Origin of the sequence: Costertonia aggregata, from assembly GCF_013402795.1 — a bacterium.
In the GTDB taxonomy this organism is placed as follows: Bacteria; Bacteroidota; Bacteroidia; order Flavobacteriales; family Flavobacteriaceae; genus Costertonia; species Costertonia aggregata.
This window is the reverse complement of the sequence record NZ_CP058595.1, coordinates 3,813,429-3,839,834: the sequence shown is the minus strand read 5'-3', so window position 1 is coordinate 3,839,834 and position 26,406 is coordinate 3,813,429. Positions and strand designations below refer to the sequence as shown.

Genomic DNA, 26,406 nt, shown 5'->3' with positions numbered 1-26,406 from the left:
GGTCATCTCACGGATAAAGCTTTTTGTATGGCCTCTTCTACCAAAGGCTCCATTACTGCATAGCCTTCGATAGTGGGGTGTACCTCATCGTCGGCATATTTTTTTGGGAGTCCGTTACGCTCATCGGCCATGACCGAAAAATAGTCCAAATAAATAATTCCATTTTCCGAGGCGTAGGCTTTCAGCATTGTATTGAGTTTAGGGATTTTAATATTGGGGCTTAGACCGGGTTTCCAAGGATAGTCATAGGCAGGCAGTACCGAAGAAATAATGGGAACGATACCATTGGCCTTGGCCAGTTCTGCCATGGAAACTATGTTACCTTTGATTTGTTCCAAGGTCATAAGGCCCGTATTGCCGGCAATATCGTTGGTACCGGCCAGTATTACCACTACTTTTGGCTGTAAATCAATAACATCTTGACGAAAGCGCAATAGCATTTGAGGCGTGGTTTGACCACTGATACCCCTGTTCACATAGGGTTTTCCTTTAAAAAAATCCGGTCTTGAACTTAACCAACCTATGGTAATTGAGTTTCCCATAAAAACTACTCTTTCCTCATCTTCTGCTGGAAGACCTATTTTGGCATTATCTTCGGCAAATGCACTTAAATTTGCCCAATCCTGAGCCCATATGGTTTCTGACATGCCCAAGCTTACTAAAATCGATGCTACAAAGGATTTCAATTTTGACATCATACTATGATCAAATGTTTAAATTTTTCTTTTCATCCATATTCAAAGGTAAGTGTTGGTCCAATTTCGGTAAAGTGGGGCGTTGTACTATCAAATAGGCGATAAGGCATATCGCAATGGTAAAATGCAAGGCGTTTTGTGTACTAAAATATGCGAAGAGTGCCAAAAAAGCAGCACCTTCAATAAAAGCAAACTTGATTAGCGAAGCGGTAAAATATTTTCCAAGTTTGGTCTGTAAAACATCTTCTCTTTTTACGAGCTGCAATTGTTTTTTAAACATAAACTGACTCCCAAAATAGCCTGTAGCAGCAACAATGGGCACAATATAGATGAATGTATCATTTTGGTCCATACTAGCGACAAAGCCACCGGTCTGAAAATAGGCAAAGAGCATAAAGGTAATCAACCCACCTACCAAAGCCATATGCACAATGGTCAAGGTACGCATGAATGCTTTTGCATCAAATGTGTTTTTCTGCATCACTCTTTGTCGTTTTTTGGTGGAGTAATCATGATGTGGGCCCTATGTGTACCTGCATCCATTAACCAGGCATGGCCAGGCGGAGTAGGGGAAGTTGGTAGGCCCGTAGATGCTCCCGTGGCATACGGTATATAAAATACATAGCGCACGTATGGGTTTTCGATTTCTTTTGTAGTCGGGTTTATTGTTCCGGTAAGGACACAGAGTGTAGACTTATCCGGCATTTTAAGCTTACCCGCTTTGACTTCTTGTTCCCGTATATCAAAAATTTCCTGGAACTCTTTTCCTTGATTTCTTAGTTCTCGGCCCCGTGCCATAAAATCATCTAGCTCTTTATGATAGGCAGCTATTGAAAATCCCGCTTTCTTCGGGTCGTCAGCCAAGCATATATACTTATTGGCACCTTCTCTTAAAGTGACCCAATTACCGTTGGTGTCATAACCATATATTTTGGCTTCTTTCCTATATTCTTCTGGAGCTGCCAAAATCGCTGTTTGTATTTGCCATTCAACCGGAGGTATTTCCTGCGATGAACCTATCGCCACAAAAAGCAAAAGACAAAATTTTATACCCTTCATAATTTTAATATTTAGCGCTCTTACCGTTGGCCAAAGTTCGTTTGATAAAATTGCGAATATCATCGTTTGCGTTTTTTAAGTCTTCCCTGCGTAAGTACATCATGTGTCCGCTTCGATAGCCCTTAAACTCAAAACGATCTTTCATTCTACCGCTCGGATCAACATGCCACATAGTATATTTGGCATTAAAATAGGTTGTGGCGCCATCATAATATCCCGATTGTACCAAAACATTTAGATAGGGATTTTGTGCCATGGCTTGTCTAAGATTGTCACGTGTATTGTCATCATCATTGTTCCAGGGATGAACAGGGCCGAACATGTTATATTTTATATCGGTCTTAAAATTTAGTTCTTCCTGTAGATAGTAATTGATTGCTGGCGTAAAGCTATGTAGCCACGATGTAAGTTCTGCGTTGTAATCGGGCGACATACCGGCCAATTGTCTATCAATGCCTATATATCTGGAATCTAACCTTCCTACGGTATTGCCCTTATCCTTCAATAAGTTTTTCCAAAAGTAAGATGGCGGTACTACTAGGTTTTGGTCTAGGATTTCTTTTTTGGAAAGTCCGGAATAATAGGCCATTTTTTCAGCTACTTGGTCTTTTTCGGTATCGCTTATGTTCCAACCTTTGGAAAGTGCGGGAATAAGGGTGTTGACGGTATATTCCTCTGATTCTGGCAAAATCTCCAATAAATCCTTTTGCTGTAGTGCTGCCGGCAATGCCTTGTGGTGCCATGCTGCTGCCGTGAAATAGGGCAGGCTCAAGGCATTATCAACTGGTCCCCCGGTACGGTATACCTTATAATCTGCCGGCGATACCATAATAACACCGTTTAAATACATCCACTGTTGATTTTGTAAGGCCAATGACAACCCCATGACACGAGTACCACCGTAGCTTTCTCCAATGATGTATTTTGGGGATCTCCATCTATTGTTGCGGGTCACAAAGGTATTAAGCCACTCCGCCAAATATTTGATATCGGCATTTATTCCAAAGAATTTTTCTCGGTCCACCTCTTTTCCTGTCTCAGGGATAGTTCTACTATAGCCTGTATTTACCGGGTTTACGTAGACAATATCGGTAACGTCCAAAACCGAGAAGGGATTTTCCTTTACCCCATATGGCTGCACAGGATAACCTTCGTCATCTATTTTTAAAACCCTTGGCCCCGTGTAGGCCAAATGCATCCATACCGAACCCGAACCCGGACCACCGTTAAAGGAAATCAGTAAAGGTCTTGCAGCTCTGTTTTTTACATCATTTTTGGTGTAGTAGGTGTAATGTAAGGATGCAATGGGTTCTCCCATGTCGTCCCAAACCGGTTGTGTACCGGTTTTAGCTGTATACTTTAAAGCGTTTCCGTTAATTGTAACGCTATGCTGCGTGGTTATGACCGTGTCTATGGGCAATTTTCTGTCCTGTGCCTTTGAAACCGTGACCAAAGCAACGGACAATAAAAAAAAGATAGTATTTTTTAACATTTCAAGTTGAATTTAGCAAAGCCCTAAAATAACGAATAACTCAGAAGGAATCAATGCTATCCAACGCTATTTTTTGTAGTTTTATGTGAATCGATTAAAATATACCATGGAGTCTATTTCACGCCGAACCTTCAGTACTAAATTAAGTTCCGGAATAGCCGGAACCGCTTTGCTTTCCAACATGCCCTTTGCATGCGCTATGGACAATACCTCTAAAATGAAAAAACTAGGTGTAGCCTTGGTAGGCCTAGGGAGTTATAGTACCTATCAATTGGCACCGGCCTTAAAAGATGCCGAACATTGCTACCTGGCCGGTATTGTGACCGGAACCCCGAAGAAAGAAAAAGAATGGATGGAAAAATACGGCATTCCACAATCCAACGTCTATAACTACGATAATTTTGATACTATTGCCAATAACGACGACATAGACATTGTGTATGTGGTTTTACCCAATAGTATGCATGCCGATTTTTCGATCCGTGCCGCCAAAGCGGGAAAACATGTTATCTGTGAAAAGCCTATGGCGGTTAGTGTAGATGAATGCGATGCAATTATCGAAGCCTGTAAAAAAGCAAATGTAAAATTAAGTGTGGGGTATCGCATGCAGTCAGACCCGTATACCAATGAAGTTAAGCGATTGGTCAAAGAAAAACCGTTCGGGAACGTACAATATGTATCATCGGATGCGGCGTACATTTCTAGGGGTAACCCAGGCCAATGGCGGTTGAACAAATCGCTTTCCGGTGGTGGAGCGTTGGTGAATATGGGGGTTTATTCCATTCAAAGTAATATTTACGGGGTGGGTATGAATCCTATTTCGGTCTCTGCGCAGGAATTTAGCACACGCCCCGATTATTTTAAGAATACCGATGAGACAATTACCGCCCAAATGGAATTCCCCAATGGTACCGTGGCCCATATGTTCACATCGCATAACGCCAATGCCAACAGGCTATTTGTCTCTTTTGAAAAAGGATGGATAGAATTGAATCCCTGCCATAGCTATGGGCCACTTAGCGGTCGTACATCTAAGGGTGAAACAATCGCATATCCGCATAAAAGCCAGCAAATGCTCCAAATGGACGATTTTGCAAAACATATTTTAACGGGTACGCCTAATGTCACCCCGGGCGAAATGGGCAAACGTGATATGATCATCGTTGAGGCTATTTACAAATCAATTTCCGAAGGAGGAAAACAAATATCCTTGGACTTAGGCAACATGGGAATAGTTGGCTGAAAATTTATAGGCTTTTATTTCACTGTATTCCATACAATACTATTCCTGTTATCATCCTGTATTTTTTATAAAGACCCATCAATTCAAGTGAATAAGAATCCCTACTTTGGTAGGTAAAAGTATCCAGAATAAGAATAACAAAAAAACTATTCTCAATAGGTTTTTTGTACATCAAAGTTGTTCGAACCAACATATTTGTACCGCATGTTTTCAAAACGTGAGGTGGGTTATTCCCTTTAAATCCATAGTAAAACATCTTTTATTTGGAACGAAAATAAATAGTAACGTTAATCTAACGATTTAACATAAAATTGAACTTTACTTTAAAGTATCACCACATTTAGTTAACTCTTTTAGGGGTTTGGGTAAATAAATTTGTTAAAAATTATTTAAAACCTAAAACGAGAAACAAAAATGAAAACATTTAAAAGATTGCTTTTTTGCGCTGTTGGCTTGGCCTCACTGTACTCCTGTAACGAGATTGATGATTTCATCGGTGGCGGTGGCGGCGGTGGCGGCGAAGACGAAGGTACTATCTTCGAAAACAAATCAAGTTTGGAGCCCTTGGTAGCCATAACCCCACAATTTAATTTCGTGGAAGCGTATTCTTTGATCAGTTCTACTGATGTACTTGACAACGGCTTTAGATTGGTCGGCGCACAGGATGGTGCCGGTTTTTTAGAAGACCCGAACAGTGACGGTTACATTTATATGGTAAACGCCGAAGATGACTATGCTGTTGCGAGATTAAAATTGGACAAAAACTTGAACCCTATAAGCGGGGAATGGGTTTTAAATTCCGGTGTGGCGGATTTTGCGCGCCAATGCTCAGGTACTATGTGGGATACATCTATCCACGGGGGTACTCAAGATTTATACCTTTCTGCATCTGAAAGCTTTAATTACGATGTTAAGGGATTAGACCCTTATCAAGTAACACCGACGCCAACGGCAGATTTCGGTTTGGATGCCCTAGGGGAGTTCGCATGGGAAAATGCCGTGCCGCTACCAAGAGACGCCTATTCTGGCAAGACCGTTATTATTGGTGGTGACGATGATTCAAGTGGTTCCGAAGGGCAAGTAACCCTTTACTATTCCGAAAACGGTGACCAAAACCTGAACGACGGTAAAATATATGTGTTAAAGTTCAAACAGATATCCGATGGTAACGGCGGAGTGACCAGTTGCATGCCCGGAACCATATACAACGAAAGTAATTTGGACTTTGGGACGACCTATGATGTTGAATTTGTTGAAATCGAAAACGGTGCAGCGTTAACAAAAAATGAAATGGAAACTGCATGTATAGAGGTGGGGGCTTCTGCTTTTATGCGTGTTGAAGATGTTGATTACCAAAAGGGTACAGATGCTGATGGTAGAAATGTATACTTTGCGGTAACGGGTAGAGGCCCAGGTAGGGGAACCTATAATGATTGGGGCACGGTATATAAATTGGAATTGGATGAAGATTCCCCGTTGACCGGAAAATTAACACAAATCGTCTCTGGAAATACCGATACCAATAATATGGACGGTAATAACCCTCAACTACAAAGCCCTGATAACATTGCCGTTACCGAAAACTTCATTTATTACCAAGAAGACCCCAACTCATTCTCAAGAGGTCACTCCGCTTACATATACCAATCCGATTTGAACGGAAACAATACGAAAGTGGTATTGGAGTTTGTGGTGCGACAAGATTTGGACCCTACGGGTAGTACTGGTTTGAGCGGTGAGTACGGTGCTTTGGAAGATATCTCCGAGAAAGTAGGCATTCCCGGCACATTTTTATTGAACTTGCAGCCCCACTATTGGGAAAGCCCAGATTTTCAAAATGTTGACGGTCATGATATGAGAACAAGACCAGAGGCTATTGAAGTAGGTGCACGAGAAGATGATCAAGGTGGGCAAATAGTTATTCTAAAAGGTCTTCCAAGATAGTAAACTTCATTTTTAGTTTTTGAGGGACCTCCATTCCATACATGGAGGTCTTTTTTACATTTTTAAACGCAGATCAAATGAATCGATTTCTTTTACTTCTTATCATAATTATAAGTGTAGCAAGTTGTAGGCAAGAACCCAAACAGGCAATGTTCGTTCAAAAAAAAAGCAGTGTGGATTGGAAACCGGCACAGGAGTACTATCTACGGCATATTACCCGGGCAATAGCTTATTTGAACGAGTTGTCTAAAATGCCCATGACGGGTAAAGAGACCCAAAAAGTATTTGCCAAAGCCCGAGTTTCGTTCAAAAAGGCAGAACCCTACGGTTCGTATCTCAATCCGGGAGTTGGCCACAGGGCCAATGGCCCAGCCCTACCTATAGTAACCGATGACAGTCAAAAAATATTGTTGCCATTTGGGTTGCAAAAAATAGAGGAAAGCATTTATGAGGGCACCGAAGACGAAAATCGTTACAGAGAAGAAATATCACTCACGATTGCACTGCTTAAAAATTTGCAACGAAACATTCGTGAACGCGAATTGACCCCACAGCGATTCTTCATCGCAACACACCAACAATTAATGCGAATTATTAGTCTTTCCATCTCAGGGTTCGATACTCCCGTGAGCTATTTGGGCCTTGATGAGACAATAGTCTCATTGAACGGCTTAAGGGAAGTCTACGAAAAAAGTATTCAAGAATTGGTTCAGGTAAAAAATACATCATTGGACACTACTTTTATCAATGCTGTAACACAGGCGACAGACTTTGTGGCATTGAACAAAAATTTTGAAACCTTTGACAGGTATACGTTTATTAGGGATTACATGAACCCTATCACACGAAAATGGGTAGACATTAGGAAAACCCTGGCAATTTGGGAACCCGTAAACAACCAAGCTTTTAATTTTGATGCCCCTACTTTTTTTGAAGAAGATTCTTTTAATCCGGATTTTTTCGCCCCCATTACCAATAGAAAACCGACTGCGGAACAAATAACGCTGGGCAAAAAATTGTTTTTTGACCCTAAACTGTCCCAAAATGGTAAAATGGCATGTGTTACCTGCCATGATCCCAAAAAAGCCTGGGCAGATGGTATGGTAGTAAATTTGGACAAAGATGGCAATCCCCTACAACGCAATACCCCCACGCTTATTAACGCTGCTTTTCAACAAAGTTTCTTTTGGGACGGTCGCTCACCGGATATTATGGCACAAATAACATCTGTTTTTACCAATGATAAGGAATTTGACAGTTCTGTTCATCAGTTTTCTTCGGCAATATTAAAAGATAGTGCTTACACAAAACTTTTTAGGGAAGCCTATCCCAATTTATCAGGTAGAAATACTGAGATAATACGTGCTATTTCATCCTACATATCTACGCTAAACGGGTTTAACTCCAAATTTGATAAGAATATGCGGGGCGAAGAAGATACATTTACCGAAGAGGAAAAATTGGGTATGAACGTATTCATGGGGAAAGGGTTATGCGCCACATGCCATTTTATACCACTGACCAATGGTACCTTACCCCCTTTTTTTACGGAACATGAAAAAGAGGTCGTTGGTGTGCCAGAGACTATGGCCAATAAAAAATTGGATGATGATTTAGGGTATTACTGGCGTCACAATCAAGAATTGGAGGTACATCGGGGTATGTTCAAAACACCAACAGTGAGAAATTCCGAATTTACCGCTCCTTATATGCATAATGGGGTGTACGCAACCTTGGAACAGGTAATGGATTTTTACAACAAAGGCGGTGGCGGCGGTATGGGTTTTGATCTGGAATATCAAACCTTACCTTTTGACGAGCTCAATTTAAGCGATAAGGAACAAAAGGCTCTAATAGCTTTTATGAAAACACTGTCGGATACCAATGTTGAAATCTACAAAGAGGATATTCTGGTCAATGTTGATTGACACGAAACCTAAAATTTACATTAGTTGCAAACCGTAAACTTTTTCTAACCTAGTGTTAAGTATACGTTCATCGCTTTGGATGTTGAAAACACTAATTTAAGACCATCAGAACTTAAAAAAACAAAAATGAAAAACCTTACTAAATTAAACCGGATGCTGTTGTGCATAGGTGCCTTGCTGATTTTTTCATGCAGCAAAAATGATGATAGTCCCAATGGGGGCGATACTCAGGATGGCCTAGAGGAACAACGCCCCAATATCGTGGAATTGGCCGGTTCGGTCTCAGTATTGAGCGATTTGGTGGAAGCATTGGAAATGGCCGATACAGGACTTACAGAAACGCTCTCCGCCAATGGTGCTAAAACTATTTTCGCACCTACGAATGATGCTTTTGACGACTTCTTCAAGGAATTGGATGGCTATACATCCTTAAAAGATTTTGATGAAGCCAGCGAGAAACAACTATTGACCCAAATCTTAAAATACCACGTTGTTGGTACAACAAAGGCTTTTTCGAGCGATCTTTCCGATGCGAAGGCATTTACGACTCTACAGGGTGAGGATATTCGTGTAGCTATTAATGTTGATGTGTTTATACAAGACAAGACCAATGTTGATGCAAAGGTAGTTAGTGCCGATAACGAAGCTTCCAATGGTGTTGTTCACATCATTGATAAGATAATGTTGCCCCAGACCGTTATTGACACATTTTTTCCTAAGCCTACCCTTATTGAATTGGTCAAGGAGACACCAAACCTTTCTCTTCTCCTAGAAGCGATGCAAAAAGCTAATCTTGTTGAAACTCTTAACGGGGAAGGCCCCTTTACCATATTCGCTCCTACAAATGCCGCCATTGAGGATCTCTTCACGGCTTTGGGTGATGGTTTTAACGGTTTTGAGGATTTTGATAATGTAATAGAGGTAGAACTCTTATCCAGAATTCTTAAATATCACGTATTACCCGGTAACATCACAGCTGCTGATTTGGAGCCCGGCAACGTACCTACATTACTTACTGATAACAGCATAGAGATTATAGCTTCGGGGAATGGTTTTATTATAGGTGACGCTTCTGAAGTTGATGCCAATATTACGTTTATGGATAATATGGCATCTAATGGTGTTATACATGGTATCGATAAAATATTGATACCAACAGAAGTACAGGATTTTTTGGAAGAACTCGGCCAAGTTCAAGAAAAAACCATTAAAGAACTGGTAGAAGAGAACAATGATTTTTCTTTTTTGAAAGAAGCTCTCCAAATCACCGGATTATTGGATGTTCTGGATCAAGATGGTCCTTTTACGGTATTTGCACCGTCCAATGAGGCTTTGGGTTCGTTATTGCCATTATTGGGAGGCGACTTCAACACTATTGGCGATTTTGATACCGAATTTGAAGTCGATTTATTAAGGGATGTGCTTACCTATCATTTGTTTTCAGGTAGGTTGACCTCCTCTGATTTATTTATCGGGGAAATACCCACACTTTCAGGCAACAATAAAATTGAAATAATGTTCGAGAACGGCAACTATGTCCTTAGAGACGTTACCCAACTGAACGCAAGTTTTTTGCTTACCGATATTATGGCAAAGAATGGGGTAATACACAGTATAGATAGGCTTTTGCTCCCAAAATCGGTTTTGGATGATATAAGTAATGAAGCGAACCAAGTCTTATTGGATTTTTTGGCCCGCCAGGATAATCTTACCGATGCTTTTAGGGTTTTGAGTTTAGTAGGGTCAAGCTTAAACAATTTGCTCGAAAACGAGTTCACATTCTTTTTGCCTACCAATGCCGCTTTTTTGGATTTATTTGATGAATTGGAAGATTTTGACTCTATCGCGGATTTCAATACGGCCGAAGAGATAGAACTACTGGTAACCTTACTTAAATACCATTGTGTAGAAACGGGAAAAATCAATTCAGGTGCGTTTACCGACATGCAAATATTGCCCACTGCCCAGGGTGAGACCTTACAAATAAATATTGATGGTAGCGTATTCGTTCAGGATAAAACCGAAAAAATGGCGAAAGTGACCGCCCCTGATAAAAATATATTAAAAGGCGTAATTCACGTGGTCGATAAGGTATTGTTGCCTCAAGAGATACGTAATAAGCTATTGCTACAATAATCTTAATCTAAAAAACGAAACCAAACCCAGAATAATCTATTTTGGGTTTGATTTTTTTAATCGTATTATATCAAACCGCTGTACATATTGAAAAGCATATGGTGCCGATAAGTACTCCCTAGAACTTTTCGAAGACCCCGAGCCCAAACAGGGCAAAATCATATTTTACGGGATCTAATGGATCTAGTTTTCTAAGGTTTTTATCCAATTCAGTAAGTGCTTTGGCATCATTTTGTTTGCGCCGTAAAAGCTTTAGTTTTCGGGCCACGTTACCTGAGTGTACGTCTAACGGACAGGATAATTGAGAAGGTTTTATGTGTTTCCATATCCCAAAGTCCACATTTGTGCCCGCATCGCGTACCATCCATCGCAAATACATATTTATGCGTTTGGCTGCAGAACCTTTTAAGGGGTCGCTAATGTGTTTTGTAGTTCGGGTTGGGTGCGGAAGCTCAAAAAAAACTTTCTTGAATTTGGATATGGCACTTTGCATGGAATTTTTCTCTGCATTTTCAGAAAAAACCTGCTCTAATCCATCATAGTTTTTATAAATATTGTTCAGGCCATGTATAAAATATTTCAAATCCTCTGTATTGAACGTTCTATGAACAAATCCGGAAAGATCGTCCAAATCCGTTTTCGTATGGTTCATTACAAAATCATGGGGAGCGTTATCCAAAAGTTGCATCAATCTTTTAGCGTTATTGATGATGCTTTTTCTATTTCCCCAGGCTATGGTAGCGGTCAAAAACCCACTGATTTCAATATCTTCTTTTTTGGTGAAAAGATGTGGAATCTGTATTGGGTCGGTCTCCAAAAAACTTGGATGGTTGTATTGAACTACTTTTTCGTCCAAAAATGCTTTTAGTTCGGTCTTTTTCATTCAAAAGGGATGTCTAACAATTGGAGTACGATAAATGGCCCTAAAAGGATTAGATTATGTGCCGCATGCAATATAATACTCCACGGCAGCCCCAATTTTACCCTTGTATACCCAAGAAAGATGCCTGCCGAGATTTGAGGCGCTACAAGAATGGGAGTAAGCCAAAAATAACCCTTTATATTACCAAAATTGGTAATGTGTATCAATCCGAACAAAAAAACTGAAATGTAGAACGCCATGTTGAAAAAGCTACTTTTTTTGAAAAGGCCCAAGGGAGCCCTAAAAATAAGCTCTTCCAAAACAGGGGCCACGATTACGGCCAATAAAAAAATCATGGCGGGCGAATAGGATTCCAACATTTCCAACACGGCATGCTCTTCATTTTGAAACCCGACGATTTCGGTCAAAATACCCATCGCCATACCCAATACAAAACTAAAAAGCACGGCAAATGCCGATAGTTTTATGAGAATACTGATTTTTTCGGGTGTACTATGTGCTTCGGTTTCATAAACCGGTTTTTTAAAGAATTCCCAAACTTTTTCGAGCATATCAATCATGTAATTAGACCGTCTACCATGACAAGTTTTCTATCGGCCATGTTGGCCAATTCCTCATTATGTGTGACCAACACAAAAGTCTGTCCAAATTGTTCTCGGAGTTTAAAAAACAATCGATGTAGATTATCAGCACTTTCAGAATCCAGATTACCACTGGGCTCGTCTGCAAATATGATAGAGGGATTATTGATCAAGGAACGGGCCACCGCCACCCTTTGCTGCTCTCCGCCAGACAACTCGTTGGGTTTATGATGATATCGGTCTTTGAGCCCTAAAAAATCCAGAAGTTCTTTTGCTCTTGTTTCCGCATCTATTTTAGGGGTTTTTTTGATAAATGCAGGGATACAAACGTTTTCCAAAGCCGTGAATTCGGGCAGCAATTGATGGAATTGGAAAATAAAACCAATATGTTCGTTGCGGAACTTGGCCAAGGATTTATCGGTAAGCTTGGTAACATCCATATCGTTAATCCGTAAGGTACTTTCGGCTTTGTTCGATTGTACGTCCAAAGTACCCAAAATCTGCAATAATGTTGTTTTTCCAGCACCAGACGCACCGACTATTGATACTATTTCGCTCTTTTTGATATGTAGATCTACACCTTTTAAAACATGAAGCTTTCCGTATTGTTTTTTTATGTTGGATGCTTTTATCATAAGCTTGTATTATTATGCCATTTAAGTAAACACTGACTTAAATAACGCAAAAATACGGTATTAAACTTACCTTAGCATATTGTGGTCGTAAGGGATATTAATTTGGGATATAGTATCTATCGTTTCTATTTTATTGCTTAACTTTGTCTAAAGTTTTTATAATAATATTAAACAGTTTTAATTTTTGAACGCAAATAAAGAAATAGCAATACTGGCCGGAGGCTGTTTTTGGTGTACCGAAGCGGTCTTTCAGAGATTAAAAGGGGTAGAGCAGGTAGTGTCTGGATATACAGGTGGAGCTATCAAAAACCCTGCTTATCGGGAAATCTGTACCGGTAGAACGGGGCATGCCGAAGCCATCAAAATAACGTTTGACCCTGAAATAATCGGTTTTTCCGAACTTTTAGAGGTATTCTTTGCCACACATGACCCAACAACCCTGAACCAACAGGGCAATGACCGTGGCACACAATATAGAAGTGAAATTTTTTACACTACCGATGCCCAGCAACGCATAGCACAAGAGTTTATTGATCATTTGGAAAAAGAAAGTGTTTTTGGTGCTCCTATCGTGACTAAAATCTCAGCGGAAAACCCTTTTTACGTCGCAGAAGAAGATCATCAGAATTTTTATAATCAAAATGGTTCGCAGCCTTACTGTCAATATGTAATCAACCCAAAATTAAAAAAATTAAACACCCACTTTAAACATAAATTGAATAACGCATAATTAGATGGCACCATACAGAAAATTAGAAGAATATAACATTGAAATTACCGACGAGGTACGTGAAAGATACTCATCGATTATAAATGAAATAGGGGAGGATATTTCCCGAGAGGGACTCACAAAAACACCTGAACGTGCGGCCAAGGCCATGTTGTTCCTTACCCAAGGTTACAAACAAGACGCAGTCAAAATTTTGAAAAGTGCCATGTTCAAAGAAGATTATGATGATATGGTCATCATAAAAGATATAGAGCTATACTCACTTTGCGAGCACCATATGCTTCCCTTTTTCGGGAAAGCCCATATTGCCTATATACCGAACGGGCATATCGTGGGATTAAGTAAAATACCTCGTGTGGTCGATGTTTTTGCAAGGCGTTTGCAAGTTCAGGAGCGCTTGACCCACGATATATTGGAATGCATCAACGATACTTTAAAACCTAAAGGTGTGGCCGTCGTGATCGAGGCTTCGCATATGTGTATGATGATGCGTGGCGTTCAAAAACAGAATTCAGTTACTACAACATCCGGATTCAGGGGACAATTCGAAAAGATTGAAACCCGTAACGAATTCTTGAAACTCATCAGTTCAGACCTATCTTAATGAATTTGGCATTTTATTTGATTCACTTAATCGTAAATCAGTATTTTTAAATATGTCAAAAACAAAAGATAAAAAAATAAAGTACCTGTTCTTAAGCCTATTGATGGACGGTATCGGAATGCTCTCAATGTTGGCAGGGCCTCTTGGAACTTTCTTGGATGTGATTTGGGCACCTGTATCCGCTTGGATGATGACCCGCATGTACAAGGGTAAAATAGGTCAGGCTGCGGGAGTGGTCACTTTTATAGAGGAATTGGTTCCAGGGTTGGATGTAATACCGACCTTCACGATTATGTGGTTTTACACTTATGTATTCAAGGGTTTCAAAAAAACCGAAAAAACCATTGAAGTATAAAAAAAGGCGATGCATTTGCATCGCCTTTTTTTTGGATTACTGTATCGTTACAGTAAATGTTTGAGCTATATCAGTTTCTCCGCCTGCATCGGCCAAAGTACCGTCGTTCGGTTTTTTGGGCTCATGCCTTAATGTAACGGTAAAAGTCCCAGTGCTGGCAGCTGCTGTCTCAAGGGTAAAATCAATACCCACAGGGTTTGTAGATGTAAAATTTTGCCCGGTTTCCGCAGACACATAATCTGATTCATCATCACCATAAGTGGTAGTAACGTTCAAACCACTACCTACAACGAAAAAGAACTGGTGCTCATCTGCCTCGCCTTCAATTTCTTCGTTAACAAGTTCAGCTGGTGTTTCTGTTTCATTTAGTAATACCACGCTACCGGTATAGGTCGTATTGGCTACAAAATTTTCAGAAACGGTTAGTACTGGTGCATCTGGGCCATCACCATCCAAATCCCTTGAGGTCAAGGTAACGGTATTGCCGCCTCCCTGTGGCACCAGGGTCACGGTCATAGTGGTTATGACTTCTTCTTCATTAACCGGGTCTGGATCGTTATCATCGTCTGAACAGGATAAAAAGCCCAATGTAACAAAGGCTGTAAATAAAATTGATGATTTTCTCAAAGACTGCATTTTTAAATTCATATTCTTCATTTTTAAATAGTTAAAGGGTTTAATAATTAAATTTTAATTGTAGGATTATATTTCTTCCCAGGTCATCGGCAAAAAGCCTTTGTCTGTTCAAATATTCCCGATAATTTGTATTTAAAGCATTGTTTACGGTAAGTCCTGCTGTTAAACGGTTCTTTTTTGTAATCGGAATTTCTATTTTGGAATAAATTGATATTAAGTGATATGCATTTGGCGGCGTATTTATTTCCAATAACACCTCTTGTTGTTGTTCCGGGGAAAAAACAGTGATATTCTCCGGAAATTCATTCTGACGAAATACATAGTCGCTTTCCAGGGATAGCTCAAAATTGTTCCATGCTGGTTTCGAAAATGTCAATTTATTTCTAAAATTGGCTGCGGGTATGTTTATAAGTGGTATATCCTCCTCAGTATCGTTTCCTTTTACCAAAGAAAAACTATGGTCGGTTTTCCAATATGTATTAATATTCACATAAGCAGATGCATCAACGCCGAACAACCTAGCGTTGGTTTGCCTATAACTCCATACCGGAAAGGCACCTCTGATAGTAAATTCAACATCCGTCGGTTCCAAAAGAATGAAATCGCTTATAAAATTAGCGTATGGTTCCACGGTAAATCCCCAAGTATCAAAATCCCTGCTTTTGGATAGGGATATTTTATGTGAGGTTTCACTATTTATACGCAAGTCTCCAAGCTCTATGCGGGCCGCCGAATGGTGAAGACCATCGCTAAAGAGTTCTGAAGGATTGGGCGCACGTTGTGATAAAGCATAATTAAAACGTAATGTAGAGAAATTATTTTCTTTATACTGAAAGCCAACAGTTGACGAAAAATTATGATAATTGAATACAGGATTGGTCAACAATTGCGTACCTAGATTTCCAATGATAAATTCTTGAAATTCAATGTTGTAACCTCTTTCTTCCCAACGTGAAGTTCGATAGAATTTCTTTGCATCAATACGGTTAAAGTCATACCGAAAGCCTGCATCCAAAAGTAATTTGTCATTAAGCCTGTAATCGGCAATCACAAAACTGCCCAGATCATACTTTTCATAATCGGGAATCAATCTTCGTACACCGGTATCGGGGTTCGCAAAATTATCCTGATACCTACCCATAGCACCTACTTTTATGGTATATGTAGCATTTGAATCCCATTTAAAATCGGTTGTTACCGTGTGGGTAACAAGCTCAAGGTCAATCGCTGGTTTATCTCTATCGTCACCTATACGTACATCATATTCAAATCTTCGGTTGTTTTGAAAATCATATTGTAATGTCCATTTTCCGACACCTTGAAACCTTTTGTAAAAATTAAAACTCCCGATATGATGGGTAACTTCCTGTCTTGGACTATCAATGCTGTACGTGAATGGCTCGATTATTTCGGGTTCATTGTTGTTTATGCTCCGTATCAAGTCGTCAACATTACCTATGTGGGAGGCCCTGAGAATCCCAAGTTCTGCATTGTAATAGGAGTATTTTACATCCCAGCCTGTATTGAACAACCGTTTTCCAAAGCCTAATTTTGCACCTATTTCGGATACTCCCGTGTTGGAAAGCACATAATCCGGGGCCTCCCTATCGCCCAAAAGTTTGTAAGAACCTTGACCGTTTAAAAACCAACCGTTTTCATAGGTTTTAATGAGTTCCGAACTAACAGAACCCCCTCGACCATTGGAAACGCCATTAAGTATGGTTTTTCCGTACAAAGTGTCTTTTTCCGTTACATTTGGGGACTCGACCAGAATAACCCCACCAATGGCGTCCCCGCCATATTCAAGTGCAGCGGCTCCTTTTACCACTGAAATGGAACCTGAACCATTGATATCTATATTGGGCGCATGCTCTTCTCCCCACTCCATATCCTGCATTCGTACACCATCGTTAAGAATAACGACCCTGCTGCCATTTAAACCATGTATGGTCGGCTTTACGATGTTCGCTCCAGTATTTAGGGATGAAACCCCTGGGATTTCCCTGAGTGCATCTCCCAATGTTTTACTACTGTACTGTTCGATAGTATTAAGTTTTAGGGATTTTTCAAGGGCAGAGTTGGTCTTATCGGCGGTAATATCACCGATAACCTTAACTTCATCCAATTCCTCCAAATGGTGTTCCAAACTTATTTTTTTATAGGTATCTCCTTTAATATCAACAGTTATAAATTGAGATTTACATTCAGGGTGAAAAACCTCAAGCTCCAATATGCCGTCGCACAGATTTTCGAATCTGAATTTTCCGTTGAATCCTGTAAAAACGGTTTTTTCTTTACCTACCAAAAGAATCGTTGCACCTTCCAAAGGAGTGTTGTCATGAAAATCGACAACCTCTCCCAGTAGAATTGAATTACAGTTTTGCCCCCACAAAGGAGCTGTTAAAAAGCTTAGGAACAATACCATAACGGTTGTTCTCATAAAAGTTTGAGTTTACTTAGCACAAAATAGACCAATCAATAAGGTCACAAAACGAAGGGATTAGGCTAGGGTAGGGGGAGCGCGTAAGGCAAAGTGAAGTTTTTGGTTATCGCTCAAAAAGTCATAATGGGTACTATTGATTTTAGTTGAAACAATAGCAACGAATGTATCATAAGATTTAAAAGCAAAATAAAACTGTGTGGTTAGCTTAAATTTTTGAAAATCACAATCTAATTCAGATTCGTGAATATGCAATTTGTCTATATCCACACATTTTGAAACAGCATGCTCGTGTAAAGCATGCGTAAGCTTCAGTACAGAGGGCATGACTATAGAGGCCACTAAAAGAAGTGCTACGAAAGTTGCTATGATTTTCTTAAAATAGTCCATTAAACGACAAATCTACTACTATACATAGTATTTGCTCTGTTAAAAAAATTATAATTATTTTAATAAAAATCCCAATCCCATGCGGTTGAGCATCTTTTTTTCAAAATTCCAAAAGAATTTAAACTGACCAAATAGCCAGCCATACAGCACCAATAGAATTTGATAGAACGGAAAAATCAATAAAATGCGTAATAACCAATACAAGGCAGTCCCCCACCATGTAGTTGGGAAAACCTCTTTTTGTAAACCTATCCAAACCAGAAATGGTTTGGCAACATACACAGATGAGCTACCCGTGATGGCAAAAACAATGAATATTATGATTAACTGTAAGTTTGAGGTGATTTCCCACCTTTCCTTCAATTTTTTCATAGCGAAATTTCGCTGACAAATATAAAGGTTAAATGCGGGGTACAAAAGGCCCTAAGCGTTGATTATATTTTCTTTGAAAGAAAATAAAATAATTGTACAGCTTATAATTTACTTCATACCCGTAATCAATATCAGGTTGATAATCTATTTGTTGTAAATAAAGGTTGGGGTCATATCTACTAGGCTGTAGCACTCTTTGGTTCCAATTGATTACCAGAATTTGATTTCTATTCTCCAAAAAGGTTTGGGAGTAATAACCCTCCGGTCTTGCTATACTGTTCAACCAATTAAAAAAACCTGGGTCAATAATGATTATTTCATATTCGGTTTCATCATTTGCAATAACAATGGTATCCCCTTCTACTTGCTCGAAAGCTTTTTTCTCCTCATCGCTTAAAGTGATTTCATCGGTTTTCACTTCATCTGGTTTTACCTTTTCTTTTGTAGAGCCACAACTAGATGCAATGGTAATAATTGTTCCAAAGAACAAAGCGAATTTAATTAGTCTCTTTTTCATGAACATAAGATACGAAAAAAGCCATTTGGTTGTGTCAAATGGCTTATGAAATTAATTTTCCTTGGGATATTATTTGCCAAATAGTCCCCCTAAGAGGCCCCCAATACCTCCTTTTTTACCTCCTAACGCCATAGAAGCTACATCATCCAAAATACTTCCGTCACCGTCAGAATCCAAAAAAGACTCAATGAGTGATTGTTGTTTATGGGCCGTTTTACCACCTCCCATCAATCCACCCAATACATCTCCTATTCCATTGGAATCGGTAACATTTTGCTGGCGGGTCTGTTTTCCCAAATAGCCTAATAAAATAGGTGCCGCAACTTTTAAGATGGTAGAGATAGTACCGGCATCCATACCCGATTTGCTACTAAGGGCGTTTTCGACCTGAGGTTGCTTGTTGCCCAAAACATGACCCAAAATACCTGCGCCATCGTTCAAGACCGAATCGTCTACACCACCACCGAACAGGCCGCCTAGGTTATCAAGAATGCTACCATCATGCTTGTTGTTGGACAATGCGCTTAGTAAACCTTGGGCACCTTCCGGAGTAGCGGCATTTTTTTTCATGGCTCCCATTAAAACAGGGAGCGCCATACTCAGAACACTACCGGTTTGATCTGTAGATTGCCCCGTTTGGCCGGCAACCCCACTAATTAGTTGTTTGCCCATTGGGCTACTTAATAAATCTAATAATCCTGACATCTCTTATAGTTAATGTTATAGTCTTGTAATGTACAAAAAAGATTGATATGGTGTAATTCGCTATTTTAACAATTGAATGATTTTTTGGGCAAGCTCCAAACCTATCCTTTCCTGGGCTTCTTTTGTAGCTGCACCAATATGGGGTGACAGAGAAATGTTGGGATGCATCAAAATTTTAATTTCCGGATTGGGTTCCGACTCAAATACATCTAGACCCGCAAAAGACAATTTACCCTTTTCCAAGACATCTACTAGGGCAACTTCATCAATTGCACCCCCTCGTGCGGCGTTTATGATTCCAGCACCATTTTTTATAAGTTCCAATTCTTTTTTTCCAATAACGTATTCTTTTTGTGCCGGCACATGAACCGTAATGAAATCAGATTCTTTCAAAACAGCTTCTTTATTGGAATTTTTTAAATTGAAGCTAATCGATTGTCCGTCATAAAAGGATAAATCAACGGTAGCATTATCGGTCGTGGGATCGTGATACTTGACGTTCATGCCAACCCCCAAAGCAATCTTGGCCGTAGCGCGACCTATCTTTCCAAAACCAATGATGCCCAAGGTCTTTCCTCTTAATTCTGTGCCAGAAGCATAAGATTTTTTTAATTGCTTAAACTTGCTATCACCATCTAAAGGCATGTTTCTATTGGCGTCATATAAAAATCGTACCCCGCCATACAAATGTGCAAATACAAGTTCCGCGACCGACTCTGATGATGCATCGGGAGTATTTATAACATGTAGTCCTTTTTCTTGGGCATGTTTTACATCAATATTATCCATTCCCACCCCACCTCGGCCAATTAGCTTTAACGTGGGGCAATTGTCGATAACATCTTTACCTACTTGCGTTGCACTTCGCACCAACAGAACTTCTATTTTATGCGCTTTGATATATGCAATAAGCTGTGCCTGTGCTACGGTTGTGGTATTAATTTCAAAACCTGCTTTTTCCAAGGCCGAAATACCGGATTGCGATATGCCATCATTAGCGAGTATTCGCATGTAATTTAGAATTTAAATGTTGAATGAATAGTATACATTTTTTTGAGATATTAGGGTGAAAAGACTATCCTTTTCGTTCAAGATCACTCATGACATCTACCAATATACCTACACTTTCCAAAGAAAGGGCATTGTACATAGATGCTCTGTACCCCCCAACTGAACGATGACCGTTGAGTCCGTTGATGCCTGCCTCTTTCCACATGGTGTCAAATACCTCTGTCAATGACTCGTCGGCCAAATTAAAAGTAGCATTCATTAAGGAGCGGTCTTCTTTTTTGGCAAAACCAGTGAATAGTGGGTTCAATTCGATTTCCGAATATAAAAGGTTCGCTTTTTTCTCGTTTATTTCTTCGATTGCCGCTATGCCCCCCAAATCTTTTAACCATTGCAAAGTAAGCATAGAAACATAAACCGAAAATACGGTGGGTGTATTGAACATGCTATCTTTGGCGATATGCACTTTATAATCCATCATTGATGGGATTTGTCGCGAGACCCTCCCCAGGATGTCTTCCTTGACCACGACTAAAGTAGTGCCTGCCGGGCCCATGTTTTTCTGTGCGCCAGCATATATTAAATCAAATTGGGAAAAATCTAGTTGGCGTGAAAAAATATCGGAACTCATATCGCAGACCAAAGGGCAATCCGTTTTTGGAAACTCTTTTATTTGCGTTCCGAAAATAGTATTGTTGGAAGTTAAATGCAGATAGTCCAGATCTTTCGGAACAACATATCCTTTGGGTATGTAATTAAAATTCTTGTCCTTTGAGGAACCTACCTCTACTACCTCTCCAAATAACTTGGCTTCCTTTATGGCCTTATCGCTCCAAGTTCCCGTGTTCAAGTAGCCTGCTTTGTTCTCCAGTAGATTGTAGGCCACCATTAAAAATTCCAAGCTGGCGCCACCGTGTAAAAATAAGGCTTCGTAACCCTTACCTTCCAAACCCAAAAGTTCTAAGGCCAATGACCTGACAGTATCCATTACTTCTACGAAGTCCTTGCTTCGGTGAGAAATTTCAATAAGTGACAATCCTAGACCGTTAAAATCCAATATGGCTTCGGATGCCTTTTGCATTACTTCTTGGGGCAATATGCAAGGTCCTGCACTAAAGTTGTGTTTTTTCATATGTAATAGATTGTTCAATAATTTTCTCAAATAGTTGGTAAAGGTCTTAAAAATGAATCAAAAAAAGGGGGGCGCAAACATCTAATTCCGTTATATTTTCAACAAGAATTCAACAGTATCCACACCATCGGCATAATCCGATAGAGCGGGGGACTGTGTTTTCCCAAAATCGATTTCATTTTCAGAAACACCCTTTGATACTATACATTGCAATTTTTCCGCATCATGCTTGAGCTTATTTTTCAATATGTCCAAGGACGTATATTCTTCGTAAAACAGACTCGCAATAGGTGAGGAGTAGCTCTCGTCTTCTTTCAACATTAAAAAACCATTGTCCAAGAGTTTAAATTCACTCATTAAATACACCGCCTTGTTGTAATCGTAATTGTTGGCGTATTTGGGTTGATTTATTATGGTATTGTATTTGTAAATTGACGTAAAGAACAGTTCAAAATCATAACCTTTTGGAACAAAAAGCTTGGAAACACTTCTACAGCCCAAACCATAATATCTAAATATATCCTCGCCCAAGGCCTCAAGCTGTTCCATGGTTTCTTCGCCCGTCAATACTGCGACCGAATTCCTGTTTTTTCGGATGATATTAGGCTTTTTCCCAAAATAATATTCAAAATACCTTGCCGTGTTGTCGCTGCCCGTGGCTATGACCGCATCATACTCTGTCAATTTTTCATCCGTAAACATAAGCTTGTCTTTAAAATAGGTGTCCATTTTAGTTAAATACTTCAACATGAAGGGAAGCAAAACAGTATCATTGGAAGACAGTTTCACCAGGGCCTTGTTTCCTGTAACCAAAACGGACAATATATCGTGAAAACCTACCATAGGAATGTTACCGGCCATAATGATTGCTATGGTTTTTTCCTTATTGACTTCAATAGTATAATTATCCAGCCAATCAGTCATATTGTTATCGGTAAGCACAATGCTCCAACTTTTGAGGCTGTGTAAGATGTTTTCTTTGGTAAACCAACCGTTCTTATGTCCTGAAAGCGTGATTACCTCATCCAATTCCATAAAAAAGGTTGATAAGGCGTCTTGCTTTGGATTTACCCCATCGGCATATTCACAAAATTTACCGAGGAAATCACCAAGTTTAACAAAAGCTTTTACTCTTGACTTTAAGTCACTCATTATATTTGCAGAAAATTGTGTTAGGCACTAACTTTATGCAAAAGTAGTAATACTCTATTAAAAATTGTTATTGATGCTATTCTCTTCGCATGAGTTGTATGCCTGTTGAAAGGGTTTGGTAAAAAAGAAAAATTATGGCTATAATTATAACAGATGAATGTATAAATTGCGGTGCATGCGAACCTGAATGCCCCAATACGGCAATTTATGAAGGTGCGGATGAATGGCGATATAGCGATGGTACGTCTCTTAATGGAGAGGTCGTCTTGCCAAGTGGAAAGGCCGTAAATGCAGACGAGGTACAAGAGCCGATAAGCGATGAGATTTATTACATCTCTCCCGATAAGTGTACGGAATGTATGGGTTTTCATGAAGAACCACAATGTGCAGCGGTGTGTCCGGTAGATTGTTGTGTACCTGACGAGGATATTGTGGAGACCGAAGAAGAACTTTTGGAAAAACAGGCCTTTATGCACCCCGAAGGTTAAATTTCATGTACCACATTTTTTAAAGTATCGTAGTACCCAAAATCTTTGATTTTCCTTATCGTTTACAGACCCGACCACTAGTTCGGGTTTTTTTCATAGTAATAAAAAGGTAAAAGCTATATTTGCAGCCGATTTCATCAAAAGTCTCAAGCCTATAAAATTTAAAATATGAAAGCAGGTATCGTAGGATTGCCAAACGTGGGTAAATCAACTCTTTTCAATTGCTTGTCCAATGCAAAGGCGCAAAGTGCCAACTTTCCGTTTTGTACCATAGAACCCAATATTGGTGTGGTAAACGTGCCAGATGCTAGATTACAAAAACTGGAAACGTTGGTAAATCCCGAGCGTGTTTTGCCGGCAACCGTAGAAATAGTGGACATTGCCGGGTTGGTAAAAGGAGCCAGCAAAGGCGAAGGGTTGGGCAATCAGTTCTTGGGGAACATACGAGAAACAGACGCTATTCTTCATGTACTGCGCTGTTTTGACAATGATAATATTGTTCACGTTGATGGTTCTGTCGACCCTATACGTGATAAGGAGACCATTGATATGGAACTGCAGCTGAAAGATTTGGAAACCGTGGAAAAGAAACTGGATAAAGTAAAACGTGCGGCAAAAACAGGAAACAAGGAAGCTCAAAAAGAAGAAGCGGTCTTATTAAAATTAAAGCAGGGACTGGAATCCGGGATATCGGTACGCGCCATTGAAATAGAAAAAGATAACAGAATCGAATATGTGAAGCCCTTACAATTTATAACCGATAAACCAGTAATGTATGTGTGCAACGTTGATGAAGATGGTGCGGGTTCCGGCAATGAATACGTAGAAAAAGTTAAATCAGCTGTTGCCGGTGAGAATGCGGAAGTCATATTTTTGGCCGTAGGTACCGAAGCGGATATTACCGAATTGGAGACTTACGAAGAACGCCAAATGTTTCTCGAAGACCTTGGGTTGAAAGAACCTGGCTCCGCAAAGCTAATACGTGGTGCCTATACCTTGTTGAACTTGGAAACCTATTTCACGGCAGGGCCAAAAGAAGTCCGCGCATGGACCATCCCTGTTGGGGCGACCGCACCCCAAGCTGCCGGAGTCATTCATACCGATTTTGAAAAAGGGTTTATTCGTGCCGAGGTTATCGCTTATGATGATTATGTAGCCTACGGTAGCGAAGCCAAAGTAAAGGAAGCCGGCAAAATGCGGGTAGAAGGTAAAGAGTATATCGTAAAGGACGGCGATGTAATGCATTTTCGATTTAATGTATAGAAGCTCCTTTTTGAGGTGGTTGTGCAACTCAACTATCAACAATACCGTTATAATTATTGTTAATTACTTTCAGCGCACGTAGTTTTATCTTTTTGTCGTACTTCCTATATTAGCGAGACTTTCAAAAACCTACGTATTGGCAACAACATCTAATTACACAGAGGATAATATTCGCTCACTGGACTGGAAAGAGCACATTCGACTACGTCCGGGAATGTATATTGGCAAGTTGGGTGACGGCTCTTCTGCCGATGATGGCATATATATTCTTTTGAAAGAAGTTATCGATAACTGTATCGACGAATTTGTTATGGGTTCGGGAAAGACCATAGAGATACGTATTAAAGATAGCCTTGTAAGTGTTCGTGATTACGGTCGTGGCATCCCCCTGGGAAAAGTGGTGGATGTAGTTTCCAAAATGAACACTGGTGGAAAATATGACTCCAAAGCTTTTAAAAAGTCGGTAGGTTTAAACGGGGTGGGTACCAAAGCGGTAAATGCGCTTTCATCCTTTTTTAAGGTAGAATCCTCTCGGGACAACCAAACCAAATCTGCAGAGTTCAATGAGGGAAACTTAGTTTCAGAACAAGGTCCTGCCGAAAGCTCCAAACGCAAAGGCACCAAAGTCTCTTTTATTCCCGATGAGGCCATATTTAAAAAATACAAGTACAGAAACGAGTATATAGAGCGTATGCTCAAAAACTACGTGTATTTGAATCCTGGACTCACGATTGATTTCAATGGGGAGAAATTCCATTCCGAAAACGGACTCAAAGATTTATTGGAGGACAATAACAACCAAGAAGATTTTTTGTACCCCGTGATACACCTAAAGGGCGATGATATCGAAGTGGCCATCACCCATAGTAAAACACAGTATAGTGAGGAATATCATTCTTTTGTGAACGGGCAGCACACTACACAAGGCGGTACACATCAATCTGCTTTTAGGGAAGCCATCGTAAAGACTATTCGTGATTTTTATGGCAAGCCCTATGATGCTTCGGATATCCGAAAATCGATTATTTCAGCAATCGCCATAAAAGTGATGGAACCTGTTTTTGAAAGCCAGACCAAAACAAAACTGGGCTCTACGGATATGGGTGGTGATTTCCCAACGGTGCGTACCTATATCAACGATTTTATCGGTAGATATCTAGACAACTTCTTGCATAAAAACCAAGAAACCGCAGACAGTCTGCAACGTAAGATCATAATGGCGGAGAAGGAGCGTAAAGAACTCTCCGGTATTCGAAAACTGGCCCGTGACCGTGCAAAAAAAGCAAGTCTTCATAACAAAAAACTAAGGGACTGCCGTGTACATTTGGGCGATATGAAAAAGGATAACCGCTTGGATAGCACGCTATTCATAACAGAAGGGGATTCCGCCTCTGGCTCGATCACAAAATCAAGGGACGTTAATACACAGGCGGTCTTCAGTCTACGGGGAAAACCATTGAACTCTTACGGCATGTCCAAAAAAATCGTTTATGAGAACGAAGAATTCAATTTGTTGCAGGCAGCGTTGAATATTGAGGAGTCTATGGAGGATTTGCGGTACAACAATATTGTTATCGCCACGGATGCCGATGTTGATGGAATGCACATTCGGTTACTTTTGATAACCTTTTTTCTTCAGTTTTTTCCCGAATTGATAAAAGAAAACCATCTGTACATACTCCAGACCCCATTGTTCAGGGTAAGAAATAAGAAGGAAACTATTTATTGTTACAGCGACGAAGAGCGTCAACAGGCTATCAACAAGCTGAGCGGAAAGCCAGAAATTACCAGATTTAAAGGTTTGGGAGAAATTTCCCCAGACGAATTCAAGCACTTTATCGGCGATGATATTCGTTTGGAACCCGTTATGTTGGACAAAGCGATGTCCATCGAAAATTTATTGCAGTTCTATATGGGAAAAAATACGCCGGACAGACAAGAATTTATAATCAATAATCTTAAAGTAGAAGTTGATTTAATCGAAGAAAACCAACTATAAACCAAATTAGTAGCAAGTT

At 39.9% G+C, this 26,406-nt stretch carries 26 protein-coding genes; 10 read left to right on the top strand and 16 right to left on the bottom strand.

The window, feature by feature from the left end; all coding sequences use genetic code 11:
* Positions 1–2 precede the first annotated feature (2 nt).
* Genes HYG79_RS17665 through HYG79_RS17650 form a run of 4 tightly spaced genes read right to left on the bottom strand, consistent with a single transcriptional unit; the run spans position 3 to position 3,246 of the window.
* A complete protein-coding gene (locus HYG79_RS17665; RefSeq protein ID WP_179243384.1) occupies positions 3–698 on the bottom strand; it encodes an SGNH/GDSL hydrolase family protein in 696 nt (231 codons plus the stop codon).
* Between the two features lie 7 nt (positions 699–705).
* A complete protein-coding gene (locus HYG79_RS17660) occupies positions 706–1,176 on the bottom strand; it encodes a hypothetical protein (RefSeq protein ID WP_179243383.1) in 471 nt (156 codons plus the stop codon).
* Complete coding sequence (locus tag HYG79_RS17655) at positions 1,176–1,754, bottom strand: hypothetical protein (RefSeq protein WP_179243382.1); 579 nt, start codon at positions 1,752–1,754, stop codon at positions 1,176–1,178. Before HYG79_RS17655 ends, HYG79_RS17660 begins: the two co-directional genes overlap by 1 nt.
* 4 nt (positions 1,755–1,758) lie before the next feature.
* Complete coding sequence (locus HYG79_RS17650) at positions 1,759–3,246, bottom strand: S10 family peptidase (protein WP_179243381.1); 1,488 nt, start codon at positions 3,244–3,246, stop codon at positions 1,759–1,761.
* A gap of 106 nt (positions 3,247–3,352) precedes the next feature.
* Between HYG79_RS17650 and HYG79_RS17645 the strand changes: the two genes are divergently transcribed.
* From HYG79_RS17645 to HYG79_RS17630, 4 genes are all read left to right on the top strand, one after another.
* On the top strand, positions 3,353–4,489 hold the full coding sequence (locus HYG79_RS17645) for a Gfo/Idh/MocA family protein (protein WP_179243380.1): 1,137 nt from the start codon (positions 3,353–3,355) through the stop codon (positions 4,487–4,489).
* A gap of 414 nt (positions 4,490–4,903) precedes the next feature.
* Complete coding sequence (locus HYG79_RS17640; protein ID WP_179243379.1) at positions 4,904–6,433, top strand: PhoX family protein; 1,530 nt, start codon at positions 4,904–4,906, stop codon at positions 6,431–6,433.
* A gap of 77 nt (positions 6,434–6,510) precedes the next feature.
* Positions 6,511–8,361 carry a cytochrome-c peroxidase gene (locus HYG79_RS17635; protein WP_179243378.1) on the top strand — a complete coding sequence of 617 codons (1,851 nt, stop codon included), beginning with the start codon at positions 6,511–6,513 and terminating at the stop codon, positions 8,359–8,361.
* Positions 8,362–8,487: 126 nt separating this feature from the next.
* Complete coding sequence (locus tag HYG79_RS17630; protein ID WP_179243377.1) at positions 8,488–10,497, top strand: fasciclin domain-containing protein; 2,010 nt, start codon at positions 8,488–8,490, stop codon at positions 10,495–10,497.
* A 118-nt stretch (positions 10,498–10,615) separates the two neighbouring features.
* Here the strand turns inward: HYG79_RS17630 and HYG79_RS17625 are convergent, their stop codons facing one another.
* Genes HYG79_RS17625 through HYG79_RS17615 form a run of 3 tightly spaced genes read right to left on the bottom strand, consistent with a single transcriptional unit; the run spans position 10,616 to position 12,596 of the window.
* Positions 10,616–11,380: a TIGR02757 family protein gene (locus HYG79_RS17625; RefSeq protein WP_179243376.1), complete on the bottom strand. Its 765-nt coding sequence runs from the start codon at positions 11,378–11,380 to the stop codon at positions 10,616–10,618.
* Positions 11,377–11,931 carry a CPBP family intramembrane glutamic endopeptidase gene (locus HYG79_RS17620; RefSeq protein WP_179243375.1) on the bottom strand — a complete coding sequence of 185 codons (555 nt, stop codon included), beginning with the start codon at positions 11,929–11,931 and terminating at the stop codon, positions 11,377–11,379. The genes HYG79_RS17625 and HYG79_RS17620 overlap by 4 nt, the downstream gene beginning before the upstream one ends.
* Positions 11,932–11,936: 5 nt before the next feature.
* Positions 11,937–12,596: an ABC transporter ATP-binding protein gene (locus HYG79_RS17615; RefSeq protein WP_179243374.1), complete on the bottom strand. Its 660-nt coding sequence runs from the start codon at positions 12,594–12,596 to the stop codon at positions 11,937–11,939.
* Between the two features lie 184 nt (positions 12,597–12,780).
* Between HYG79_RS17615 and msrA the strand changes: the two genes are divergently transcribed.
* Genes msrA through HYG79_RS17600 form a run of 3 tightly spaced genes read left to right on the top strand, consistent with a single transcriptional unit; the run spans position 12,781 to position 14,285 of the window.
* On the top strand, positions 12,781–13,326 hold the full coding sequence (msrA, locus tag HYG79_RS17610; protein WP_179243373.1) for a peptide-methionine (S)-S-oxide reductase MsrA: 546 nt from the start codon (positions 12,781–12,783) through the stop codon (positions 13,324–13,326).
* Between the two features lie 4 nt (positions 13,327–13,330).
* The gene (gene folE / locus HYG79_RS17605) at positions 13,331–13,930 is read left to right on the top strand and encodes a GTP cyclohydrolase I FolE (protein ID WP_179243372.1); all 600 of its coding nucleotides are present in this window, start codon (positions 13,331–13,333) and stop codon (positions 13,928–13,930) included.
* Between the two features lie 52 nt (positions 13,931–13,982).
* A complete protein-coding gene (locus HYG79_RS17600) occupies positions 13,983–14,285 on the top strand; it encodes a hypothetical protein (RefSeq protein WP_179243371.1) in 303 nt (100 codons plus the stop codon).
* Positions 14,286–14,321: 36 nt separating this feature from the next.
* Here the strand turns inward: HYG79_RS17600 and HYG79_RS17595 are convergent, their stop codons facing one another.
* The 9 genes from HYG79_RS17595 to HYG79_RS17555 all read right to left on the bottom strand — a co-directional run bounded on the left by HYG79_RS17595 (position 14,322) and on the right by HYG79_RS17555 (position 22,637).
* Positions 14,322–14,921, bottom strand: coding sequence for a type 1 periplasmic binding fold superfamily protein (locus HYG79_RS17595; protein ID WP_179243597.1), 600 nt, complete (start codon positions 14,919–14,921; stop codon positions 14,322–14,324).
* A gap of 40 nt (positions 14,922–14,961) precedes the next feature.
* On the bottom strand, positions 14,962–17,361 hold the full coding sequence (locus HYG79_RS17590; RefSeq protein ID WP_179243370.1) for a TonB-dependent receptor: 2,400 nt from the start codon (positions 17,359–17,361) through the stop codon (positions 14,962–14,964).
* 60 nt (positions 17,362–17,421) lie between these two features.
* Entirely contained in the window at positions 17,422–17,751 is a 330-nt protein-coding gene (locus HYG79_RS17585) for a hypothetical protein (protein WP_179243369.1), read from the bottom strand.
* Positions 17,752–17,805: 54 nt separating this feature from the next.
* On the bottom strand, positions 17,806–18,123 hold the full coding sequence (locus tag HYG79_RS17580) for a DUF6787 family protein (protein WP_179243368.1): 318 nt from the start codon (positions 18,121–18,123) through the stop codon (positions 17,806–17,808).
* Positions 18,124–18,151: 28 nt separating this feature from the next.
* The gene (locus HYG79_RS17575; protein WP_179243367.1) at positions 18,152–18,640 is read right to left on the bottom strand and encodes a DUF6146 family protein; all 489 of its coding nucleotides are present in this window, start codon (positions 18,638–18,640) and stop codon (positions 18,152–18,154) included.
* A gap of 69 nt (positions 18,641–18,709) precedes the next feature.
* The gene (locus HYG79_RS17570) at positions 18,710–19,345 is read right to left on the bottom strand and encodes a DUF937 domain-containing protein (RefSeq protein ID WP_179243366.1); all 636 of its coding nucleotides are present in this window, start codon (positions 19,343–19,345) and stop codon (positions 18,710–18,712) included.
* A 60-nt stretch (positions 19,346–19,405) separates the two neighbouring features.
* Entirely contained in the window at positions 19,406–20,356 is a 951-nt protein-coding gene (locus HYG79_RS17565; RefSeq protein ID WP_179243365.1) for a D-2-hydroxyacid dehydrogenase, read from the bottom strand.
* Between the two features lie 64 nt (positions 20,357–20,420).
* Positions 20,421–21,485 carry a 3-phosphoserine/phosphohydroxythreonine transaminase gene (gene serC, locus HYG79_RS17560; protein ID WP_179243364.1) on the bottom strand — a complete coding sequence of 355 codons (1,065 nt, stop codon included), beginning with the start codon at positions 21,483–21,485 and terminating at the stop codon, positions 20,421–20,423.
* Positions 21,486–21,575: 90 nt separating this feature from the next.
* Complete coding sequence (locus HYG79_RS17555; RefSeq protein ID WP_179243363.1) at positions 21,576–22,637, bottom strand: acyl-CoA reductase; 1,062 nt, start codon at positions 22,635–22,637, stop codon at positions 21,576–21,578.
* A gap of 134 nt (positions 22,638–22,771) precedes the next feature.
* On the opposite strand from HYG79_RS17555, the gene HYG79_RS17550 reads away from it, so the two are divergent.
* The 3 genes from HYG79_RS17550 (at position 22,772) to HYG79_RS17540 (ending at position 26,387) form a co-directional block, all read left to right on the top strand.
* Entirely contained in the window at positions 22,772–23,125 is a 354-nt protein-coding gene (locus HYG79_RS17550; protein ID WP_179243362.1) for a 4Fe-4S dicluster domain-containing protein, read from the top strand.
* Positions 23,126–23,293: 168 nt separating this feature from the next.
* Positions 23,294–24,388, top strand: a complete 1,095-nt coding sequence (ychF, locus tag HYG79_RS17545) for a redox-regulated ATPase YchF (protein WP_179243361.1) — start codon at positions 23,294–23,296, stop codon at positions 24,386–24,388.
* Between the two features lie 136 nt (positions 24,389–24,524).
* Positions 24,525–26,387, top strand: a complete 1,863-nt coding sequence (locus HYG79_RS17540) for a DNA topoisomerase IV subunit B (protein ID WP_179243360.1) — start codon at positions 24,525–24,527, stop codon at positions 26,385–26,387.
* Positions 26,388–26,406 lie beyond the last annotated feature (19 nt).

Excerpts from the sequence above, each read along its gene's own strand:
- HYG79_RS17665 (WP_179243384.1), bottom strand. The coding sequence starts at position 698 with ATGATGTCAAAATTGAAATCCTTTGTAGCATCGATTTTAGTAAGCTTG.
- HYG79_RS17660 (WP_179243383.1), bottom strand. The coding sequence starts at position 1,176 with ATGCAGAAAAACACATTTGATGCAAAAGCATTCATGCGTACCTTGACC.
- HYG79_RS17655 (WP_179243382.1), bottom strand. The coding sequence starts at position 1,754 with ATGAAGGGTATAAAATTTTGTCTTTTGCTTTTTGTGGCGATAGGTTCA.
- HYG79_RS17650 (WP_179243381.1), bottom strand. The coding sequence starts at position 3,246 with ATGTTAAAAAATACTATCTTTTTTTTATTGTCCGTTGCTTTGGTCACG.
- HYG79_RS17645 (WP_179243380.1), top strand. The coding sequence starts at position 3,353 with ATGGAGTCTATTTCACGCCGAACCTTCAGTACTAAATTAAGTTCCGGA.
- HYG79_RS17640 (WP_179243379.1), top strand. The coding sequence starts at position 4,904 with ATGAAAACATTTAAAAGATTGCTTTTTTGCGCTGTTGGCTTGGCCTCA.
- HYG79_RS17635 (WP_179243378.1), top strand. The coding sequence starts at position 6,511 with ATGAATCGATTTCTTTTACTTCTTATCATAATTATAAGTGTAGCAAGT.
- HYG79_RS17630 (WP_179243377.1), top strand. The coding sequence starts at position 8,488 with ATGAAAAACCTTACTAAATTAAACCGGATGCTGTTGTGCATAGGTGCC.
- HYG79_RS17625 (WP_179243376.1), bottom strand. The coding sequence starts at position 11,380 with ATGAAAAAGACCGAACTAAAAGCATTTTTGGACGAAAAAGTAGTTCAA.
- HYG79_RS17620 (WP_179243375.1), bottom strand. The coding sequence starts at position 11,931 with ATGCTCGAAAAAGTTTGGGAATTCTTTAAAAAACCGGTTTATGAAACC.
- HYG79_RS17615 (WP_179243374.1), bottom strand. The coding sequence starts at position 12,596 with ATGATAAAAGCATCCAACATAAAAAAACAATACGGAAAGCTTCATGTT.
- folE (WP_179243372.1), top strand. The coding sequence starts at position 13,331 with ATGGCACCATACAGAAAATTAGAAGAATATAACATTGAAATTACCGAC.
- HYG79_RS17600 (WP_179243371.1), top strand. The coding sequence starts at position 13,983 with ATGTCAAAAACAAAAGATAAAAAAATAAAGTACCTGTTCTTAAGCCTA.
- HYG79_RS17595 (WP_179243597.1), bottom strand. The coding sequence starts at position 14,921 with ATGCAGTCTTTGAGAAAATCATCAATTTTATTTACAGCCTTTGTTACA.
- HYG79_RS17590 (WP_179243370.1), bottom strand. The coding sequence starts at position 17,361 with ATGAGAACAACCGTTATGGTATTGTTCCTAAGCTTTTTAACAGCTCCT.
- HYG79_RS17585 (WP_179243369.1), bottom strand. The coding sequence starts at position 17,751 with ATGGACTATTTTAAGAAAATCATAGCAACTTTCGTAGCACTTCTTTTA.
- HYG79_RS17580 (WP_179243368.1), bottom strand. The coding sequence starts at position 18,123 with ATGAAAAAATTGAAGGAAAGGTGGGAAATCACCTCAAACTTACAGTTA.
- HYG79_RS17575 (WP_179243367.1), bottom strand. The coding sequence starts at position 18,640 with ATGAAAAAGAGACTAATTAAATTCGCTTTGTTCTTTGGAACAATTATT.
- HYG79_RS17570 (WP_179243366.1), bottom strand. The coding sequence starts at position 19,345 with ATGTCAGGATTATTAGATTTATTAAGTAGCCCAATGGGCAAACAACTA.
- HYG79_RS17565 (WP_179243365.1), bottom strand. The coding sequence starts at position 20,356 with ATGCGAATACTCGCTAATGATGGCATATCGCAATCCGGTATTTCGGCC.
- serC (WP_179243364.1), bottom strand. The coding sequence starts at position 21,485 with ATGAAAAAACACAACTTTAGTGCAGGACCTTGCATATTGCCCCAAGAA.
- HYG79_RS17555 (WP_179243363.1), bottom strand. The coding sequence starts at position 22,637 with ATGAGTGACTTAAAGTCAAGAGTAAAAGCTTTTGTTAAACTTGGTGAT.
- HYG79_RS17550 (WP_179243362.1), top strand. The coding sequence starts at position 22,772 with ATGGCTATAATTATAACAGATGAATGTATAAATTGCGGTGCATGCGAA.
- ychF (WP_179243361.1), top strand. The coding sequence starts at position 23,294 with ATGAAAGCAGGTATCGTAGGATTGCCAAACGTGGGTAAATCAACTCTT.